The 17,254-nt window shown below is 46.8% G+C and carries 18 protein-coding genes; 7 read left to right on the top strand and 11 right to left on the bottom strand.

All coding sequences use genetic code 11. The features are described from left to right. Positions 1-405: 405 nt before the first annotated feature. Together hisF and QUB14_RS03630 are read left to right on the top strand one after the other, a co-directional pair. Positions 406-1,197, top strand: a complete 792-nt coding sequence (gene hisF, locus QUB14_RS03635) for an imidazole glycerol phosphate synthase subunit HisF (RefSeq protein WP_006635853.1) — start codon at positions 406-408, stop codon at positions 1,195-1,197. A gap of 436 nt (positions 1,198-1,633) precedes the next feature. After that, positions 1,634-1,975 carry a low temperature-induced protein gene (locus QUB14_RS03630; RefSeq protein ID WP_333215100.1) on the top strand — a complete coding sequence of 114 codons (342 nt, stop codon included), beginning with the start codon at positions 1,634-1,636 and terminating at the stop codon, positions 1,973-1,975. A 120-nt stretch (positions 1,976-2,095) separates the two neighbouring features. Here the strand turns inward: QUB14_RS03630 and QUB14_RS03625 are convergent, their stop codons facing one another. Further along, the gene (locus QUB14_RS03625) at positions 2,096-3,112 is read right to left on the bottom strand and encodes a sulfate/molybdate ABC transporter ATP-binding protein (RefSeq protein WP_333215102.1); all 1,017 of its coding nucleotides are present in this window, start codon (positions 3,110-3,112) and stop codon (positions 2,096-2,098) included. A 439-nt stretch (positions 3,113-3,551) separates the two neighbouring features. On the opposite strand from QUB14_RS03625, the gene argC reads away from it, so the two are divergent. Then, positions 3,552-4,610 carry an N-acetyl-gamma-glutamyl-phosphate reductase gene (gene argC / locus QUB14_RS03620; RefSeq protein ID WP_333215104.1) on the top strand — a complete coding sequence of 353 codons (1,059 nt, stop codon included), beginning with the start codon at positions 3,552-3,554 and terminating at the stop codon, positions 4,608-4,610. A 169-nt stretch (positions 4,611-4,779) separates the two neighbouring features. On the opposite strand, the gene eno is transcribed toward argC, so the two are convergent. Further along, positions 4,780-6,060, bottom strand: a complete 1,281-nt coding sequence (gene eno / locus QUB14_RS03615) for a phosphopyruvate hydratase (protein WP_445251814.1) — start codon at positions 6,058-6,060, stop codon at positions 4,780-4,782. Between the two features lie 302 nt (positions 6,061-6,362). On the opposite strand from eno, the gene QUB14_RS03610 reads away from it, so the two are divergent. After that, positions 6,363-7,277, top strand: coding sequence for a calcium-binding protein (locus QUB14_RS03610; RefSeq protein WP_333215106.1), 915 nt, complete (start codon positions 6,363-6,365; stop codon positions 7,275-7,277). Between the two features lie 161 nt (positions 7,278-7,438). Here the strand turns inward: QUB14_RS03610 and QUB14_RS03605 are convergent, their stop codons facing one another. The 3 genes from QUB14_RS03605 to QUB14_RS03595 form a co-directional block, all read right to left on the bottom strand. After that, positions 7,439-8,089 carry a nucleoside triphosphate pyrophosphatase gene (locus QUB14_RS03605; protein WP_333215264.1) on the bottom strand — a complete coding sequence of 217 codons (651 nt, stop codon included), beginning with the start codon at positions 8,087-8,089 and terminating at the stop codon, positions 7,439-7,441. A gap of 175 nt (positions 8,090-8,264) precedes the next feature. Next, positions 8,265-8,804, bottom strand: coding sequence for a photosystem II reaction center PsbP (gene psbP / locus QUB14_RS03600; RefSeq protein WP_190735456.1), 540 nt, complete (start codon positions 8,802-8,804; stop codon positions 8,265-8,267). Between the two features lie 143 nt (positions 8,805-8,947). After that, on the bottom strand, positions 8,948-9,160 hold the full coding sequence (locus QUB14_RS03595; RefSeq protein ID WP_190659021.1) for a high light inducible protein: 213 nt from the start codon (positions 9,158-9,160) through the stop codon (positions 8,948-8,950). Positions 9,161-9,430: 270 nt separating this feature from the next. Between QUB14_RS03595 and QUB14_RS03590 the strand changes: the two genes are divergently transcribed. Continuing rightward, the gene (locus QUB14_RS03590; RefSeq protein ID WP_333215109.1) at positions 9,431-10,096 is read left to right on the top strand and encodes a hypothetical protein; all 666 of its coding nucleotides are present in this window, start codon (positions 9,431-9,433) and stop codon (positions 10,094-10,096) included. Between the two features lie 377 nt (positions 10,097-10,473). Here QUB14_RS03590 and larB read toward each other — a convergent pair whose 3' ends face one another. The 5 genes from larB to ispF form a co-directional block, all read right to left on the bottom strand. After that, positions 10,474-11,268, bottom strand: a complete 795-nt coding sequence (larB, locus tag QUB14_RS03585; RefSeq protein WP_333215111.1) for a nickel pincer cofactor biosynthesis protein LarB — start codon at positions 11,266-11,268, stop codon at positions 10,474-10,476. A 35-nt stretch (positions 11,269-11,303) separates the two neighbouring features. Further along, on the bottom strand, positions 11,304-13,064 hold the full coding sequence (locus QUB14_RS03580; RefSeq protein ID WP_333215113.1) for an ABC transporter substrate-binding protein: 1,761 nt from the start codon (positions 13,062-13,064) through the stop codon (positions 11,304-11,306). A gap of 40 nt (positions 13,065-13,104) precedes the next feature. Next, entirely contained in the window at positions 13,105-13,677 is a 573-nt protein-coding gene (locus tag QUB14_RS03575) for a PIN domain-containing protein (RefSeq protein ID WP_333215116.1), read from the bottom strand. Then, positions 13,655-14,203, bottom strand: a complete 549-nt coding sequence (locus QUB14_RS03570; protein ID WP_333215117.1) for a hypothetical protein — start codon at positions 14,201-14,203, stop codon at positions 13,655-13,657. The genes QUB14_RS03575 and QUB14_RS03570 overlap by 23 nt, the downstream gene beginning before the upstream one ends. A gap of 68 nt (positions 14,204-14,271) precedes the next feature. Beyond that, positions 14,272-14,751 (bottom strand): 2-C-methyl-D-erythritol 2,4-cyclodiphosphate synthase, encoded by a 480-nt coding sequence (gene ispF, locus QUB14_RS03565; RefSeq protein ID WP_333215266.1) that lies wholly within the window; start codon positions 14,749-14,751, stop codon positions 14,272-14,274. Between the two features lie 280 nt (positions 14,752-15,031). Here ispF and QUB14_RS03560 point away from each other — a divergent pair, with 280 nt between their 5' ends. After that, complete coding sequence (locus QUB14_RS03560; RefSeq protein WP_333215119.1) at positions 15,032-15,259, top strand: hypothetical protein; 228 nt, start codon at positions 15,032-15,034, stop codon at positions 15,257-15,259. Between the two features lie 33 nt (positions 15,260-15,292). Here the strand turns inward: QUB14_RS03560 and trmD are convergent, their stop codons facing one another. Continuing rightward, a complete protein-coding gene (trmD, locus tag QUB14_RS03555) occupies positions 15,293-15,988 on the bottom strand; it encodes a tRNA (guanosine(37)-N1)-methyltransferase TrmD (RefSeq protein ID WP_333215121.1) in 696 nt (231 codons plus the stop codon). A 333-nt stretch (positions 15,989-16,321) separates the two neighbouring features. On the opposite strand from trmD, the gene QUB14_RS03550 reads away from it, so the two are divergent. Then, positions 16,322-17,215, top strand: coding sequence for a cyanophycinase (locus QUB14_RS03550; RefSeq protein WP_006635870.1), 894 nt, complete (start codon positions 16,322-16,324; stop codon positions 17,213-17,215). Positions 17,216-17,254: the final 39 nt, after the last annotated feature.

The raw sequence follows: 17,254 nt of genomic DNA, 5'->3' as shown, positions 1-17,254 counted from the left end.
GAGAACTCTCTCGCTGATTAACCATTTTTTCCACTCAGCTCATGCTGAGTCAATTTGTGCTTAGTCTAAACTCCAAGAGGGTAGGAAACCACTAAGATTAAAAATCCTCTATGCTAGAGTAGGTGCTAAATGCGCTAGCTCTCGCTTTTGACTGCTTGTTTGTGGCAATCGTTGGGGCATTTATGATGATTTATCAAATTTTTAAAACGAATTTTCTTTATTGTAACCGTCTTGTGATAACTGAGAGATTGGTTATTTCTGGCCTGTCCAACTCGTTCTCCAGCTAGGAGTGAAGACCACAAGCTGGACGGCAAAAAACAACCCTGGCTTTCATCCCACCGCTAAGAAGAGTACAGTTATAGCGGGGCACTTCCCGCCGAGTAAGTTAAATTGGAAGAGAATTGTATGTTGTCGAAAAGAATTTTACCTTGTCTGGATGTGAAAGCCGGTCGCGTGGTCAAAGGTGTCAATTTTGTCAATCTTCAGGATGCTGGCGATCCGGTAGAAATGGCTCAGGTTTACAATGATGCGGGTGCTGACGAGTTGGTGTTTCTGGACATTACAGCGACTCACGAAGACCGGAATATTATGATCGATGTGGTGTACCGAACGGCCGATCGCGTATTTATCCCTTTGACGGTGGGCGGCGGTATCCAATCTTTAGACACAATTAAAAGTTTATTGAGGGCGGGCGCAGACAAGGTGAGTATTAATTCGGCGGCGGTGCGCGATCCGAGTTTAATTGACAAAGCCAGCGATCGATTTGGTAATCAGTGCATTGTAGTGGCGATCGACGCCCGCAAACGGCAAGACGCAGATAATCCTGGTTGGGACGTGTACGTGCGCGGAGGGCGAGAAAATACCGGAAAAGATGCGATCGCCTGGGCCAAAGAAGCCGAACAGCGCGGCGCGGGCGAAATTCTGGTGACAAGCATGGACTCGGACGGCACTCAAGCCGGTTACGATTTGGAATTAACTCGAAGCATTGCCGAAATTGTCGAAATTCCCGTCATTGCTTCCGGGGGCGCCGGCAACTGCCACCACATCTATGAAGCCGTGACTGAGGGCAAAGCAGAAGCTGCACTGCTGGCTTCCCTGCTGCATTACGGGCAACTCAGTGTAGGAGAAATTAAAACTTATCTAGCAAAATGTCAAGTTCCCGTGCGACAGCAGCAGCCATTAGTTATTAGTCATTAGTCAGTGGATAGTCGGGCGCATCTCATATCTTGCAACATTTTCAACAAACCGCTCTGCGGGTTCACTCAAGCGCCCTCTCACATTGCAACCAGGCTAAATAAACCCGCCCCCACCCCAGAATGAGCGAACCAGTTACTGACATTGATACCGCTATGTGAGGCGCATCCGAAGGCACTTATAGAGAATTTTTTTGATTCTACACAAGTGCCTTCTACATAAATGTCTTGGGGCAACCCACGCCAGTCATCTAGAAATATTCCCTGAGAAGGATTTCAAATACCCACTTTTTCAGCTAAATATTATATGTTAGCTCAATTTGAAAGAAAGCAACGGTTGCTTTTCTCAAACTTGAGTTAAAGATTGTGCAGAATATGAGTGAGTTTCAGCCTGTTAACAATCTTAGCGATCAAAACTACTAAAAACGGAGAAATTTTGTATGTCTTTTATCAGCTTTAACTTCCCTGCTAAGCGTTTAGTTCGCACTTTAATAGCTGTTTGTTTTTGTGCCTTGATGTTTGTTTCTAATGCTTTCCCCGCTTTTGCCGTTACCAGCAGCCCCACCAAAGGTGAAGACAAACTTTTAGGGATTGAAAAAGAATCTCAAGAAATTGTCCTGAAAAAACCAATGTCCTTGGAAGAAACTCAAGAAAAAGCCAGCAAAGGACCGAACGAAGTTCAGGGAGACGCTGATCTTGAAAAAATGAAAAATCCTTCCAATACAGAAGCTACATCCTTTGAGCAACAAGTCAAAAAAGCTGTCAGCAAAATTAAAGACTAACTTAGCGCGCAGTAGTCAGCGGACACTTGTCAGTATAAAAGATTAGGGACACGGCGCGGTGCCGTGTCCCTTGGAGTGCGGTATCCAATCTAAATTTATCTCTAGTTTTCAGAATTGGTATCAGATTGAATAAAAAAGTGGAAACGACTTGGCACCCTTCGGCTTTACAAACACTCTTTGCTGGGGCTCCAAGAGCAAGCTATCGAATTTTTCTCTAGTCAAATTAGCGTTTACTACTTGACCGTCATCTAAGGTTAATTCTACCTGAATTTCCCATCCCAAATGAATCAAGCGACTGATTCTTGCAGGCACTGTTGCACTATTTTCTGTAGTTTCAATTATTACGTCATGAGGGCGCAAGAAAATCTCCGGGTTGGCTGAGTCAAAGCCGTTGCCTTGAAACATCCTTGAACTGCTGGGCAATACATTGACTGGACCGATAAAACTCATTACGAAAGCACTAGCGGGATGGTCGTAAATTTCTGCCGGTGTGCCGACTTGTTCGATTTTACCTTTATTCATTACTGTAATGTGATCGGCAACTTCCATCGCTTCTTCTTGATCGTGCGTCACAAAGACGGTGGTAACGTGAACTTCGTCGTGCAGTCGCCGCAACCAAGCACGCAAATCTTTGCGAACTTTGGCATCGAGAGCTCCAAAAGGTTCGTCTAGCAGTAACACTTTCGGTTCCACAGCCAGGGCTCTGGCGAGGGCCACCCGCTGTCGCTGGCCTCCTGAAAGTTGCGACGGGTATCTATCGCCCAATCCTGCCAATTGCACTAAATTCAACAATTCTTCTACCCGCGATTTGACTTTCGCGGGCGGTGTTTTCTGAATTTGCATCCCGAAAGCGATGTTTTTTCGCACTGTCATGTGCTTGAATAGCGCGTAGTGCTGAAACACGAACCCAATTTTGCGGTCTTGGACGCTAGTATTCGTGGCATCTTGGCCTGTTAGCCAGATTTTGCCAGAGTCGGGCATTTCTAAACCGGCAATCAGCCGCAGCAGTGTAGACTTGCCGGAACCAGACGGGCCCAGCAATGCGACTAGGGAACCCGATTCAATTTCTAAGCTGACTCGATCGAGTGCTTGGAAACTGCCAAACTGTTTTGATACGTTTTCTACAACTATGCCCATAGGTAGGAAGAAGGAAGGGGGAAGACGGAAGAGGGAACAAGCAAGAGGAAAGAAGCAAGAGACAAGAGGCAAAAGGGAAAAATGTTAATCTCCGGTTTGGGGATGGGTTAAAGTAAGTTTTTTTATACCACGATCGCACATCCGTTTGTTAATTTTATGGTTTTGGCGATCGGTCAGTCGATTTTAGATTTTAGATTTTAGATTTACTTGCAGCTTGGAATCTGGAAGATGGAACTTTGGTCTAAAATTTTGGGTTCTCCAGCAAAGGAGTCGGGGCTTTGTATCCGTTTTTGGGCGGGGTTAAACAGCCGAAAATTAACAAAAATGCACCTCCAACACAAAACAATACAATTCTTTGCCACCAAAGTTGGCGTTTGGTACTACAATGCAGCAAAAGTTCAAGCGTTTTTGACTTCAACGGCTGAGGGGATAAAGGAAAATGGGAGATGTTGGACGTGTGCCTGTAGGAATTATCGGCGCTTCAGGGTACGGCGGCGTGCAACTTGTGCGACTGCTGGCGGACCACCCGGCGGCTGAAGTAGGTTATTTGGGCGGGGATAGCAGTGCGGGAAAACCTTTTTCCAGCCTTTATCCGCATTTGACTAACTGCACTGACTTGACAGTGGAGGCGATCGACCTAGACAAAATAGCGGCAAAATGTGAAGTTGTGTTTCTGTCGCTGCCGAACGGTTTAGCTTGCAAAATGGCACCGACGCTGCTCGAAAAAGGCTGCAAAGTCTTGGATTTGTCGGCTGACTACAGATTTGAAAATCTGGAAACTTACAAAGCTTGGTACGGCGGCGAGCGATCGGACTCCTCAGTGGCTGCAACGGCTGTTTACGGTTTGCCAGAATTGTATCGCGATCGAATTAAAGACGCTCAGTTAGTAGGCTGTGCAGGCTGCTACGTCACTGCTAGTTTATTGGCCCTGGCACCTTTGCTCAAACAAGGTCTCATTGTGCCAGAAACAGCCATTATCGACGCCAAATCCGGTACTTCGGGAGGGGGACGCAAAGCCGAAGTTAATCTCTTGTTGGCTGAAGCAGAGGGTTCTCTGGGCGCTTACGGCGTTGGCCGCCACCGCCACACGCCAGAAATCGAGCAGATTTGCAGCGATTTAGCGGGACACGATATTAAAGTTCAGTTTACTCCCCACCTAATTCCGATGGTGCGCGGAATTCTGGCGACTGTTTACGCAACTTTGCGCGATCCGGGTTTGGTGCGAGAAGATTTAATCACGATTTTCAGCGCTTTTTACCGCAATTGTCCTTGGGTAAAAGTGTTGCCGGCTGGAGTTTACCCGCAAACAAAATGGGCTTGTGGCACGAATCTTTGTTATATCGGCATCGAAGTCGATCCGCGTACTGACAGAGTGATTGTGCTCTCGGCGATCGACAATTTAATTAAGGGACAAGCCGGTCAAGGCATCCAGTGCATGAACTTGATGATGGGCTGGGAAGAAACTTTGGGTTTGCCACAATTGGCTTTCTATCCTTAATTGAGGAGCGGTAATATCCAGATTTAACTGGTTAACTGGTTCCCGGGCTCTGCCTGGGAACCGATATCCAGAGGAAGAGCCTCGAAGACCCGAGGAAAATTGGAGGCAGAGCCTCCGGATCTGCGTCCCCAGGCAGAGCCTGGGAACGAGGATTAGCGATTACCAAGTGTTATTTAGGCCCGTAACCGATCGACCCAGCATAAATTGCCCGATCGCCCAATTCATCCTCAATCCGCAATAAACGGTTATATTTGGCAACTCGTTCGCTGCGACACAAAGAACCAGTCTTGATTTGGCCGGCGCGAGTCGCTACGGCTAAATCGGCAATGGTGGTATCTTCAGTTTCACCGGAACGGTGGCTGATGATCGATCGATAGCTGTTCCGTTTGCCCAGGTCGATCGTATCCAAAGTCTCCGTCAAAGAACCAATTTGATTGAGCTTAATCAAAATCGAATTGCTAGCTTTCAAATCAATTCCTTTTTGCAGCCGCGTGCGATTAGTAACAAACAAATCGTCACCAACCAATTGAACTTTGCTGCCCATTTTTTGCGTCAGCGCTACCCAACTGTCCCAATCGTCTTCATGCAAACCATCTTCAATGGAAACAATCGGATATTGTCCGGCCAAACCATCCAAATAATCGATTAATTCTGCCGGCGAATGAGCCACACCGTCGTAAGTGTACTGCCCATCTTTGTAAAATTCGCTAGCAGCCACATCCAAAGCCAAAGCAACTTGTTCACCTGGTTTGTAGCCAGCTTTTTCAATAGCTGCAATCAACAAATCCAAAGCTGCTTGATTGGATTTAAGATTAGGCGCAAAACCGCCTTCATCACCCACACCAGTCAGCAAACCCTCAGCTTTTAAGACTTTACTCAAGGATTCAAATACCTCTGCACCCCAGCGTAAAGCTTCTTTAAAAGAGGGCGCACCCACAGGGACAATCATAAATTCTTGAATGTCCACATTATTGTTAGCGTGAGATCCCCCGTTGATCACGTTCATCAGTGGTACTGGCAAAACGTTCGCCAAGGGCCCGCCCAAGTAGCGGTAAAGGGGGAGTCCTAAAGTCTCGGCGGCCGCCTTTGCTGTGGCTAAGGAGACTCCGAGAATGGCATTTGCGCCGAGGTGGGATTTGTTGGGGGAACCGTCCAAGTCAATCATGGTTTTGTCTACCAGTGCTTGGTCGATCGCATCGAGATTAGCCAAAGCGGGGGCAATTTTGTGCTCGACGTTATCGACGGCTTTTAGGACTCCTTTGCCGCCGTAACGGGTTTTGTCATCATCGCGGAGTTCGTGGGCTTCAAAAGAGCCTGTAGAGGCACCGCTGGGGACTTGTGCGAGCCCCACAACACCGTTGGCTAGGTAAACTTCAGCTTCAATGGTGGGGCGTCCACGGGAGTCGAGGATTTCTCTGGCTTGAATAGATTCGATCGCAGTGTCTAGCATATTAATTATTCCGGACTTAACTCAAGGTTTCATGACAATTAGCAGTCTCTGGGTTTTCCCACGCTGACTGCTGACGGGTAATAGAGTACGCGATCCCCTGAATTATTGGTACACAGTTCAAAATATTTGCGGATTGGGACGGGCAGATTGGTGTCAATAAGCTAGGCTTGTTGAATAAAGACCTCCGGCAATTTTGACAATAATTTGATTGTTTTAACCCCAGATTCCCGCAGATTTCTTAATTGGAACCTTTGTTAAAATCAGAATATCAACAAAGTCAATCAAAAAAGGAGAAACTTAAGATGTTAGAAACAAATCTCGGAGAAATTAGAGCATTAGCTGAAAATTCAGACCCAATTATTGCCGATCCCCCAAACATCAAATTACTCACAGCGCCATTGCCAAATCCAGGCAGCGATCCCAACTTTTTTGACTTAACTTCCAATGACGACGCATTTCAATTAGCAAATGGAATTCTGCGGAATACTCCCGGAGGTTTGCGGGCTTTAGATGGTAACGATTTTGTCAGAGGTTCCGGTGGTGCGGAACTGATGAACGGTAACAGTGGCACAGATACTTTAATCGGAGGTTGCGGCAGCGATACTATTCGCGGTGGCCAAGATTTGGACATTCTTTATGGAGAATGCGGCAGCGATTTTGTCAGCGGAGATCAAGGTGATGACTACGTTTATGGAGGCACGGCCAATGACTTTATTCGCGGTGGTAAAGGGAATGATGCTTTAGTAGGAGAGAGTGGGAATGATACTCTAATCGGTGATGCTGGAATTGATAGACTTTGGGGAAGTGAAGGCGCAGATATGTTTGTCCTCCGCACAGAAGTGGGAGCAACTTCGGGGGAGATTGGTTCGCTTCAACCGCCTCCTAGTGCCAATTTTGATGTAGATGAAGTGCCGGCAGATTTTATTCTCGATTACAATCCGGCTCAAGGTGATGTAATTGGATTGGGCGGAGGACTGACGCGAAATGATATTGTTTTGAGCGAAAGGTTTTTAACAATTGGTGATGCCAGAGATTACGATAGCAGTGGTCCTTTTCCTCCGGGAGGTATTAGAACTACTGAGTTTAGAATTTTAAATACTAAGGCGACGTTGATTCGGGAAGCTAGCAGCGGCAATATCTTGGGTTTGGTGAAAGATGTTTCCCCGGATCAACTTCAGTTTATATCTGTATCTGATGGGACGATCGCTCTAGGATAATTACCAACTGCTGGGCAAGGCTAATCTGCATAGCACGGAGGGGCGGAACGAAACGCCCCTCCGACAACAACAAGGCTCTCAATCCTCGTTCCCAGGCTCTGCCTGGGTAGGCATATAAGCGAGGCTCTGCCTCCCGATTCCTGACATAAATTCAACAATATTTAAGATTGCCAGAAATCCGCCACATCATATCCCATTTCGGTGAGCATTTGCCGCAGCAGAGGTAAGCTCAAACCAATCACATTTGTGTGACATCCTTCGATTTTTTCGACAAAAAGACCGCCTTTACCTTCGAGTGCAAAACAGCCTGCACAGGCGAGGGGCTCTCCGGTAGCGACGTAAGCCGCTATTTGGCGCGAGGTAACTTCCGCAAAATGAACTTTTGTAACTTGACAGCGAATGAGCGATCGCGACCTGGCCTCACCCAAGTCCTCGAATTTAGTATCAATTAAAGCATGACCCGTATACAGTTCGCCCACCTTACCGCGCATTTTCTGCCAGCGCGAGATTGCTTCTTCCGCATCCTTGGGTTTGCCGTGAATTTCGCCATCTATGAGCAAAATTGAATCGCATCCCAAAACCAAACAAGATTTGGGATTAGGGATTTGCGGGTGAGAATTAGCCAGTAAAAACTTAGCTACAGCCTCAGCTTTTCCCTCTGCTAAAACCTGCACTAAATTATTGGCATCCCTCATTTGTATTTGCGCTTCATCAAAGTCGCTGGGGCAAATCACAGCTTGAATGCCGGCATTTTCTAGCAGGCGACGGCGCGCTGGAGAAGCTGAAGCTAATACAAAAGTTGGAATTTTCATCATTTAAGAAGTTCAGTTGACAGTTGACAGTTGACAGTTGACAGTTGACAGTTGTCTGTTGTCAGTTAACTGTGGTGAGGTTTCCAGCGAACAGTCAACAGTCAACAGCGAACAGTCAACAGTCAACAGTTAACAATGCCCCATGCCCCATGCCCAATTCCCAATTCCCAATTCCCTAATAAACAGAGAAAGATTTAACAACTTTCTCAAAAGCTTCTTTTACCTTGGGCCAGCGTTCTTCGGTAGTGGAAACGTTAAGAGTAAAAAGTTTGCCGCGGCTGACGGCTACACTCGCTAAGTTGTGGCGTTCTTGGTTTGGAAGCTTGACGGCATATTCTAAAATGTAATAGTTTTTCGATCGCGATTCGCGAGATTCAGCATTGACTAATTCAGCTTCGCGGCCCGAATCACTCGGGGCGATCGCACTTTTGCTGAGCTTGTATCCCACATCCGTCGGTGTTCCCAAATCAGCCAGAGTTTTGTCCTTCGGAACTGGGCTGATTACCACGCTGACGTTCTCGGTTTGCTGAATCAAATCGCGCAACACCACATCGGGCCCGTTAGAAACCGCGATCGGCAGCCAGCCGTTAGGATAGAGAAATTGATAGCCATCGCCAGTATCAACGTAGCTTTTGAGTCCGGTGACTTTAGACACACAACCGGTCAAAGTGAGGCTTAGAACCACCAGAAGTATTGCCGCAATTCGTTTGAGCATTCTTTTTACGAGTAGGGTAAAACAAAAATATTTAATTTTAATTGTCTCACCAAACCTTGCCCCTCAAAATAGTTAAGCTATGGATCGCTGTTTGTGTATCGCCAGCGATCCATAGCCATATAGTTTAATTGTTAACAAAATCATTACAGGTGAGTCAACCAGCTAATCAGCCCGTGCTTGGTCGAAACTTCTAAAGCCAAGAGAGAAACAAAGCCAATCATCGCAAGGCGGCCGTTTAAGCGTTCGGCGTAGGGGGTAAAGCCGGTGCGGGGTTCGTCATCGACGTATACTTGCGGCTCGATCGCAAAATTGTTCATTTTGCCTTGGTCGTCCAGCATTAAGCCTCTGTTACTCATCTTTTTTTTCCTAAATGGTTTTTAGTGTACTGTAAATAAATGTAACAGACTTGTGAAGATATGTAAAGGATTGTGAGAAATTTTTTTAAATACCTCGATCTGACACCAGTTAAAAAAAAAATGCAACTGTAGGCAAGCTCTAAACCCTTATACAATCAGTCTTTCCCCAATCTAAAATCTAAAATCTAAAATCTAAAATGGTATGACTGTGGGTAGACTATGGGCCCCAGAGGGGGGAGGATAGAGTGAAGAGGCACGAAAGTCGATGGTGTGTGGCAAATCCAGTCTGGGTTTGACGAAAATTGTGGAACGGAGGAAAAATTTATGCGGGCCAGTCTGGAAATGCGGTGGTTTTATAGCGGTGCACTGCCAAAATCGCTCAATCAATGGTTTGGAAGCGAGAGTCTCGGCGCGTATCTTTCGCCTCCCGAAGAGCGGGAAGACATATATTTGCTAGTACCTAACTGCGACTACTTGGGAGTGAAGCTGCGTGGGAAAACCTTGGAGGTAAAGTGGCGTCAGGCAGAGTTAGGGACGATGCAGTTTGGCAATCGCTGGGAAGGCAAAGCCGAGAAGTGGCTGAAGTGGGTTTGTGCGGACACGATGGCGCCGATACCGGCGGATATTTTGGCGACAGGAAAGTGGGTGGGAGTCAAGAAAAAGCGAGCGCAGCGTCTTTATCAAGTTTCGGCCCCCGGTGTTCCGATGTCTGTGCCTGTGGAAGCCCCAATTCCCCAAGGTTGCACCGTGGAACTTACTCAGTTGAATATTAACGGCAGCGCCTGGTGGACTTTGGGATTTGAAGCGTTTGGCAGCGAAAGTTGTTTGACAGAAAGCCTGCAAACAGTAGCTAGTTGGACTAGCAAGAGTTATCAGGCGCAAAAGTTAAAACCTGAGGATTCTTCTGCTTATCCGATTTGGCTGGCAAGCAAGTAATATCAAACCCGGCTTCAATAATACCTCCTGTATTTTTTAGTCGTCCTCTGCTGGGACGAGAGGGAAGTGTAAACGCGGTTTCAACCGCCGAGTCTGGCCGTCCTGGACGCCACTGGCATATATAGTAAGGTGCTCTACTACCGGAAATCTTCAATAATATTTCAATAACGGAGTCTGACGCACCTGAGATGTTGCACCATTTTCAATTAGGTTTTTTACGGGCGGGCAGGATGCCCACCCCACAAGAAAACTCACTCTTTGTGGAACAGGCATCTTGCCTGTTCTTGAGAATGGTGCAAGATGCACCCTAAAAATCGATCGTCGTGTGACAGTTGGCTTTAGTCTTATCTAATCGAGGGGGTTTCTAACTATTCCCCCTATCTCCCATTCTCCCCCTCTCCTCTTCTCTCCACTTTCCCAGCAGTTCTCAGAATTTGACAAGCCAAAATCGCCGCCCCAAACCCATTATCAATATTCACCACACCCACACCAGCCGCACAAGAATTGAGCATAGTTAAAAGAGGAGCAATCCCGCCAAAACTCGCGCCGTAACCCACACTTGTCGGCACAGCAATCACCGGACAATCTGCCAAACCCGCAACCACACTCGCCAAAGCGCCTTCCATGCCCGCCACCGCAATCAATACATCAGCATCGGCAATAACGTGCCGGTTGCTCAGCAAGCGGTGAATGCCGGCAACTCCGACATCCCACAAACGTCGCACCTGAAAACCGCAAAGTTCCGCAGTAATTGCCGCCTCTTCCGCTACAGGCAAATCCGCCGTTCCCGCACTGATAATAGTCACAGTACCCGGATGCTGCGGAGTTGGGGAATTAGGAGAAATTGCACAAATTCGAGCTTTTTGGTAGTAGCACAAATCGGGTATTTTTTGTTGCAATTGCTGGAAAACTTCCGGTTCGATTCGTGTCGCCATCACCGCAGAATTTCGCCCGCGCATCGCCTCGATAATATCAACAATTTGGTCGGGCGTTTTCCCCGGGCCCCAAATTACTTCAGGAAAACCCGTTCTTAAAGTACGGTGGTGGTCAATTTTGGCAAAATCGCCGACTTGTTCAAAGTCAAAATGCTTTAATTTATCCAAAGCGGCGATCGGGCTAATATCGCCTGCAGCCACAGATTCGAGTAAGTTCTGTAAAATTTTAGGTTCCATTAATTAATTACTGACTAATGACTAATAACTGCTGACTATTCTGTTATTTTCAACTCGTACAAATTCCAGAAAGCACCGCCGAGGGCACTGTAGCGAATTCCCGAAACGCGATCGCGCACCGCCTCAAAAGTCAGCGGATTCACCATATAGATAAACGGCACTTGTTCTGCTATAATCCGCTGCGTCTCCCCATAAATTTCCTTGCGCTTCGCCTCATCAAGCTCCTGGGAAGCTTTCACGTAAAGGTCATCGATTTTCTGCTCCCAGTCGTCAACTTTCCAGCCCTTAATCGGCGGTTCTCCGGCTTGCGGGCCCTGGTTGAAACTGTGCAGCGTGCCGTTAACAGACCAAATATTGTAGCCGCTGTGCGGTTCAGTACCTCCCGTAAAACCGCCGAGGTAAGTATCCCAATTGCGCGTCAACCGCAGCTTTTCCACATAAGTGTTAAAACTCAGGAACTGCGTATCAATTTGCATCCCCAGTTTGCCCAAGTCTTGCTTAATTTGCGTTGCCATTTGTTCCCGAACTTTTTTACCCGCAGCCATCAATAAAGTAAATCGCACCTTGTTGCCTTCAGCATCCAACAATTCGTCGTTACTATTATACTTGAAACCAGCACTTAACAGTAACTCTTTCGCTTTTTGCCGATCGTAACTGTAAGTTGTCAATCCCTGTTCTGGGGACAGGTAGAACGGGCTTTGGGCCGGAATTGGGGAATGCAGCGGCGCGCCAAGTCCGCGATAAATATTGTTAGTCATAGCGGATCGATTGATGCCGTAGGCGATCGCCTGCCGAAATTCTTTACTCGCGAACCAGCGAGACTTAACCGGGTCTACAAACGGCTGATCTTGAGCATTGCGCCCCTTATTCAGATTGAAACACATAAACACGCTGCCAGTATCCGGGCCGCCGTTGAATACCGTATATTGGCCGCGTTTTTCCTCCCGTTTCAGCAGCGGAAACACTTCCGGCTCCACGTTCAGAGTATCCAAATCGCCCGATCGAAAATTCAGCAGTTGATTGTCAGTATTTTCGATAATTTGCCAAACGATTTGCTGGACGTAAGGTTGAGGATTTCCCTCAGCATCTTTGCGCCAAAAATACGGATTTCGTTCCAAAACAACGCGCTGATTAGGAGTATAACTCAGCATTCGGTATTGACCATTCCCCACAATTTTTTTAGGGTCAGTATCCGTGCCCCAAGTAGTCAAGAATTGAGGCTTGCCATCGGCATCTGTATTATCGATAGATTCCTGTAAAATATGAGCGGGTAAAATAGGGATTCCCCCAGCATATCTAATAAATGGAGCAAAGGGTTCTGCAACGGAAAATTCAACGCGGCGGTTGTCTATTTTTTTAACTTTTGGGAATTCGCGACTCATGCCAACTCTCAAAGTATCTTTCAAACCGCTAGGAATTTTGTCATTGAAATAAATCTTTTCATAGCTGAAGATAATGTCATCAGTAGTCATCGGTTCGCCGTCCGACCATTTCAATCCCTCTCGCAGGGTGAAGACAATCTTTTTGCCATCTTTAGAAACTTCCCACGACTCAGCTAAACCGGGTTCTAACTCAGAGGTCAAGCCGTTTTCGGTGATCAGTCCCTCGTACATATAGCCAAAAACGCTGTATGCAGATTGATTTAGGGGGTAGTTAAAGGTTGCTGGGCCGCTGGGGGTGGGAACGACGAGTCTGTTTACTAAGTTCGATCGGGCTGGAGTGCACGCAGACAGAGTTATAGTGGCAATTGCCGCCAGTAAAATCGCCAGCCAGCGCAGTCTTGAATGTAGCATCATAGAAATTTTCATAATTTTTTAGTTTACCACCTGCGTGCAACTATGACTGAGATTGTAGCCAACCTAGAAAGTTTTTAGTGACAGCGAAATACTTTGTAATCCCGGCTTCTCGCAAAACATCTTGAACTTCCGGTAGACCAAATTCTTTGACGTTACCGCTGAGAAATACTTTGGTTTCTGTAGAATGCGATCGGGCATGACTGAGGATACTGTGTAGAATCAAATTGTCTGTTGGGTCTTTTTTGATTATAGGTGTGTTTAAAGTTGCTTGAATAATCTCTGGATTTAATGCAATCATTTCGGCATGGTATGACATCAGAGAAATTGCTTCACGCAACCGTAATTCAATTTCATCTATTCGTTCGAGATAGTAAACTAATGACTCTTCTAGGTTAAAAGATAGAGATGCGACCTTTTCAGAGGTAACATCTCGCTTTGTTTCGCTAATTTGACGGCTTAGCTGTTCCTTAAAAGAGTTTTGTCGCTTCAACTCGTCCTCGAAAGCTGACCAAGCCTCCATATAACAAACGCTGGGTATGACTAACTGAACTGATGAGGACAAATCTCTGAGCAACATAATTGCTTCAGCCTCACGCCCTGTAGCAATACTCATCAGAAAATTGGTCTCGATATATATAATTGCCACCTAATTCCACTCCTGATTTTGTTGTTCCACCTGCGAGTAATGGCAGCAAACCGATGGCTGATATCTGTTCTGATGCTGGAGGAATTTCTGATTTCCAGTTATAATCTAAGTCATGCAGCCACGATTCTATCAGCCCCCCAAGGGTACGTTCAGAGAGCCATTGACTGCCAAAAGTCGGCATATAATAGCGACATATTTCACCACTATTTAGAGTGCAAACAGGCTCCGATAAATTCACACCATCCCATTTGAAAATCAAAATTTTTTCCGCGTCAATAAACATAGCATAGGGAACGATCGCGTTTCTTTCAGACAGCTTAGCTAACACAGCTTTCAGCCAATCGATCGCCCGATAGACAATTTTCTGTTTTGCGTCTGCTTCTTGAGCTTGAATAATTTTAACCTCGATTAGCACGACTATGCGATCGTCCTTATCCAACGCGATGACATCCGCGTCTACAGGAAATTGTAATTCCCAGGTGTCAGTGTCCATGATTTCAGGCTTCCTAGCGATTTTGGATTAAAGAATTGACTCCACTATCAATTTTAGATTGTAGAGTTCTATTTTTTGCCCACCAAAACTACAGCATAGGCTGCAATTCCTTCTTCTCTTCCCACCGGCCCTAACTTTTCGTTTGTAGTAGCTTTGATGCCGATTTGGTCGGGTTTTAATTGTAGGACAGCAGAAAGCCGATCGCGCATTTGCTCAATATGCGGTTTCAGCTTTGGACGTTCGGCCACCACCACCGAATCAATATTGCCGATTTCCCAGCCTTTATCTAATATTAACTGATTCACTTGTGCCAGCAGTACGAGACTATCAGCACCTTTCCATTTCGGGTCAGTTGGCGGGAAATACAGCCCGATATCTCCTAAGCTGAGAGCTCCGAGCATGGCATCCATGATAGCGTGGGTAAGTACGTCGGCGTCGCTGTGTCCTAATAAGCCTAATTCGTGGGGAATGTGCACGCCGCCTAGGATGAGGGGGCGTTCTGGAACTAAGCAGTGAATGTCGTAGCCGTTGCCGATGCGGATGTTCATGTAAAATTGAGGTTTGGGAAGTATAGCAAAAAACAATTATTTCATATTTGCGGGGAGATAGGTGAAAAAGTATGGTCTTGATTTACGGACGGTGTGGGAATTGTGACCAAGACATACAGATGTTGGTTGGTCAGTCTCTCTTTGCAAAAAACTTGTTTGCCATCTATCTTATAGCTGCTCTCATTGTGGGGAGGCAATCGAGTTAGATGATACTCATACTATACCTGACGAAATAAGAGAAGAGATTCTAGCAAAAGAAGGGACTTGGAACGTGATTGTATTGGAAAAAGAACAACGTGCAACAGTTGTAACAACAATTCTGCGTGAGGCTATGTCGTTGTCCTTACCTGAAGCTAGGAAGCTAAAAAAGAAGAGACCTGGTTCTGTTTTTATCGGAACTAAATCTGAGACTGCTCGACTAAAACAGCTTTTAGCTGCTGAAGGTTTGAAAGCTTCAATCAGCAGAAGTGTTACAACAATCGCCGTTGTCGCTCAAATTGGGCTATGAGTTTGCCCGATAAATCATATGGGATAACTTCTCCTATTCTCCCCTGTCCTCCAACCACCGATCGTACAAATCCAGCCGGCGCGATCGAGTTCTTTCAATTTGCTGTTCCCTGCGCCAGCGAGCAATTTCTGCGTGATTACCAGACAGCAACACGTCGGGCACCTTCAATCCCCGAAAATCCGCCGGTCGAGTGTACTGCGGATAATCTAAAAGTCCGTCTTCAAAACTCTCAAACTTCAGCGAATCTTCCTTCGCCACTGTTCCCCGCAGCAATCGCAAAACTCCATTAATCAAAGCCAAAGCCGGAATTTCGCCCCCCGTGAGTACAAAATCCCCCAAAGATACCTCGCGAGTTACCAAATGCAAGACTCGATCGTCCACACCCTCATAATGGCCGCAAATCAACACCAACTGATCGCGATCGGCCGCCAACTCCCGAAACATCCCCTGCTGCATCGGTTCCCCCTGGGGAGTCAGCAAAATCACCTCCCGCCGCGGCAAAACCGGCAGCGACTCCACCGCAGCAAAAATCGGTTCCGGTTTCATCAGCATCCCCACTCCGCCCCCGTAAGGCTCATCATCAACTCGCTGGTGCTTGTCTGTGGTAAAATCGCGGGGATTGACAAAATTCACCTCAGCAATCTTTTTAGCTAAGGCTTTGCCCATCAGTCCCGACTCTAGGGGAGCCCGGAAAAATTCTGGAAATAAGGTAACTACGTCAAAGCGCACAATTATTGGAATTTTATTGATACATCATCTCTAGTTTGACCCTTAGGGGGAGTTCAGTTTTCAGTAATTGCTTTATTCTTTATAATTTCTTATAATTTCTGAAAATTTTTGCAAGTTGAATTCTCTTCCTTTGTCGGCGGGCCCGTTTTGTACAACAATAAATCAGTTTTTCATGACAGCGACTGCAAGCAAACTCGCCGCCAAACAATTGCGGGATAGCGCGATCGGCGATCGCACCTCACTCGCACAAACAAAAATTTATTCTTAAAAAGCCCTATTGTACGCACAGCAACGGCAAAATTGAATTTCACATCCAACAGAGGAAGACACACCATGCAGCAGTTGACATCTCAAGCCCTCGAACACAATATTCCCCAGCGCACAAAAACCTCGATTATGGTCATCGGGGGAGCCGAAGACAAAGTTCACGGGCGAGAGATCCTAAACACCTTTTTTTGCCGTGCTGGGGGTGCAAATGCTCGGCTGGCGATCATTCCGTGTGCTTCGCGAGATCCTGAAGGAATTAGCAACCGTTACCGCACCATATTTGACGAAATGGGCGTTAGTGCCGTCAAAGTAGTGGACATCCGCGAACGCGAACAAGCCGAAAACCCCGTCTGGAAAGATTACTTAGAAGATTGTACGGGCGTATTCATCACAGGCGGCGACCAACTGAGGCTCTGCGGGCTGCTGGCGGACACCCCGCTGATGGAGAAAATTCGCAAAGAAACTCTCGAAGGCAAAATTACCCTCGCCGGTACGAGCGCGGGTGCTGCGGTGATGGGATATCACATGATTGCAGGCGGCGGGAGTGGGGCGTCACCGAACCGATCTTTAGTAGACATGGCAAACGGACTTAACATTATTCCTGAGCTCATCGTAGACCAGCATTTTCACAACCGCAACCGGATGGCTCGCTTGCTGTCGGCTGTGGCTTGCCATCCCGATCGCATCGCTATTGGTATTGACGAAGACACCTGCGCCTTGTTTGAGGGAGACGATACTATGAAAGTTCTCGGTAAAGGCACTGTGACTATTGTTGATTCTAGGGAAAATTTTTATACCAATGAGTCTCTGGTAGGAGCGACAGAACCCTTAAGTCTGTTCAATATGCGCTTGCACGTTCTGTGTCACGGAGATTGCTACAATATGCCCCTAGGCAAACCAATGCCATCGGGAGCCTGTTCCGAGTCTGGCTGGCCCCCCGAATGCCGCACAGCCAACTAACGCAGAACATCTCTTGTCATTGATTCGGCAGAAATTAGG

Source organism: Microcoleus sp. B3-D2 (genome assembly GCF_036705345.1).
Classification (GTDB): Bacteria; Cyanobacteriota; Cyanobacteriia; order Cyanobacteriales; family Microcoleaceae; genus Microcoleus.
This window is presented reverse-complemented; position numbering and strand designations above follow the sequence as displayed.

Excerpts from the sequence above, each read along its gene's own strand:
- QUB14_RS03605 (WP_333215264.1), bottom strand. The coding sequence starts at position 8,089 with ATGAAAATTCCAACTTTTGTATTAGCTTCAGCTTCTCCAGCGCGCCGT.
- ispF (WP_333215266.1), bottom strand. The coding sequence starts at position 14,751 with ATGAACATCCGCATCGGCAACGGCTACGACATTCACTGCTTAGTTCCA.
- argC (WP_333215104.1), top strand. The coding sequence starts at position 3,552 with ATGGGAGATGTTGGACGTGTGCCTGTAGGAATTATCGGCGCTTCAGGG.
- QUB14_RS03630 (WP_333215100.1), top strand. The coding sequence starts at position 1,634 with ATGTCTTTTATCAGCTTTAACTTCCCTGCTAAGCGTTTAGTTCGCACT.
- QUB14_RS03625 (WP_333215102.1), bottom strand. The coding sequence starts at position 3,112 with ATGGGCATAGTTGTAGAAAACGTATCAAAACAGTTTGGCAGTTTCCAA.
- hisF (WP_006635853.1), top strand. The coding sequence starts at position 406 with ATGTTGTCGAAAAGAATTTTACCTTGTCTGGATGTGAAAGCCGGTCGC.
- psbP (WP_190735456.1), bottom strand. The coding sequence starts at position 8,804 with ATGCTCAAACGAATTGCGGCAATACTTCTGGTGGTTCTAAGCCTCACT.
- QUB14_RS03575 (WP_333215116.1), bottom strand. The coding sequence starts at position 13,677 with ATGAGTATTGCTACAGGGCGTGAGGCTGAAGCAATTATGTTGCTCAGA.
- QUB14_RS03570 (WP_333215117.1), bottom strand. The coding sequence starts at position 14,203 with ATGGACACTGACACCTGGGAATTACAATTTCCTGTAGACGCGGATGTC.
- QUB14_RS03550 (WP_006635870.1), top strand. The coding sequence starts at position 16,322 with ATGCAGCAGTTGACATCTCAAGCCCTCGAACACAATATTCCCCAGCGC.
- QUB14_RS03595 (WP_190659021.1), bottom strand. The coding sequence starts at position 9,160 with ATGAGTAACAGAGGCTTAATGCTGGACGACCAAGGCAAAATGAACAAT.
- larB (WP_333215111.1), bottom strand. The coding sequence starts at position 11,268 with ATGGAACCTAAAATTTTACAGAACTTACTCGAATCTGTGGCTGCAGGC.
- eno (WP_445251814.1), bottom strand. The coding sequence starts at position 6,060 with ATGCTAGACACTGCGATCGAATCTATTCAAGCCAGAGAAATCCTCGAC.
- QUB14_RS03580 (WP_333215113.1), bottom strand. The coding sequence starts at position 13,064 with ATGATGCTACATTCAAGACTGCGCTGGCTGGCGATTTTACTGGCGGCA.
- QUB14_RS03610 (WP_333215106.1), top strand. The coding sequence starts at position 6,363 with ATGTTAGAAACAAATCTCGGAGAAATTAGAGCATTAGCTGAAAATTCA.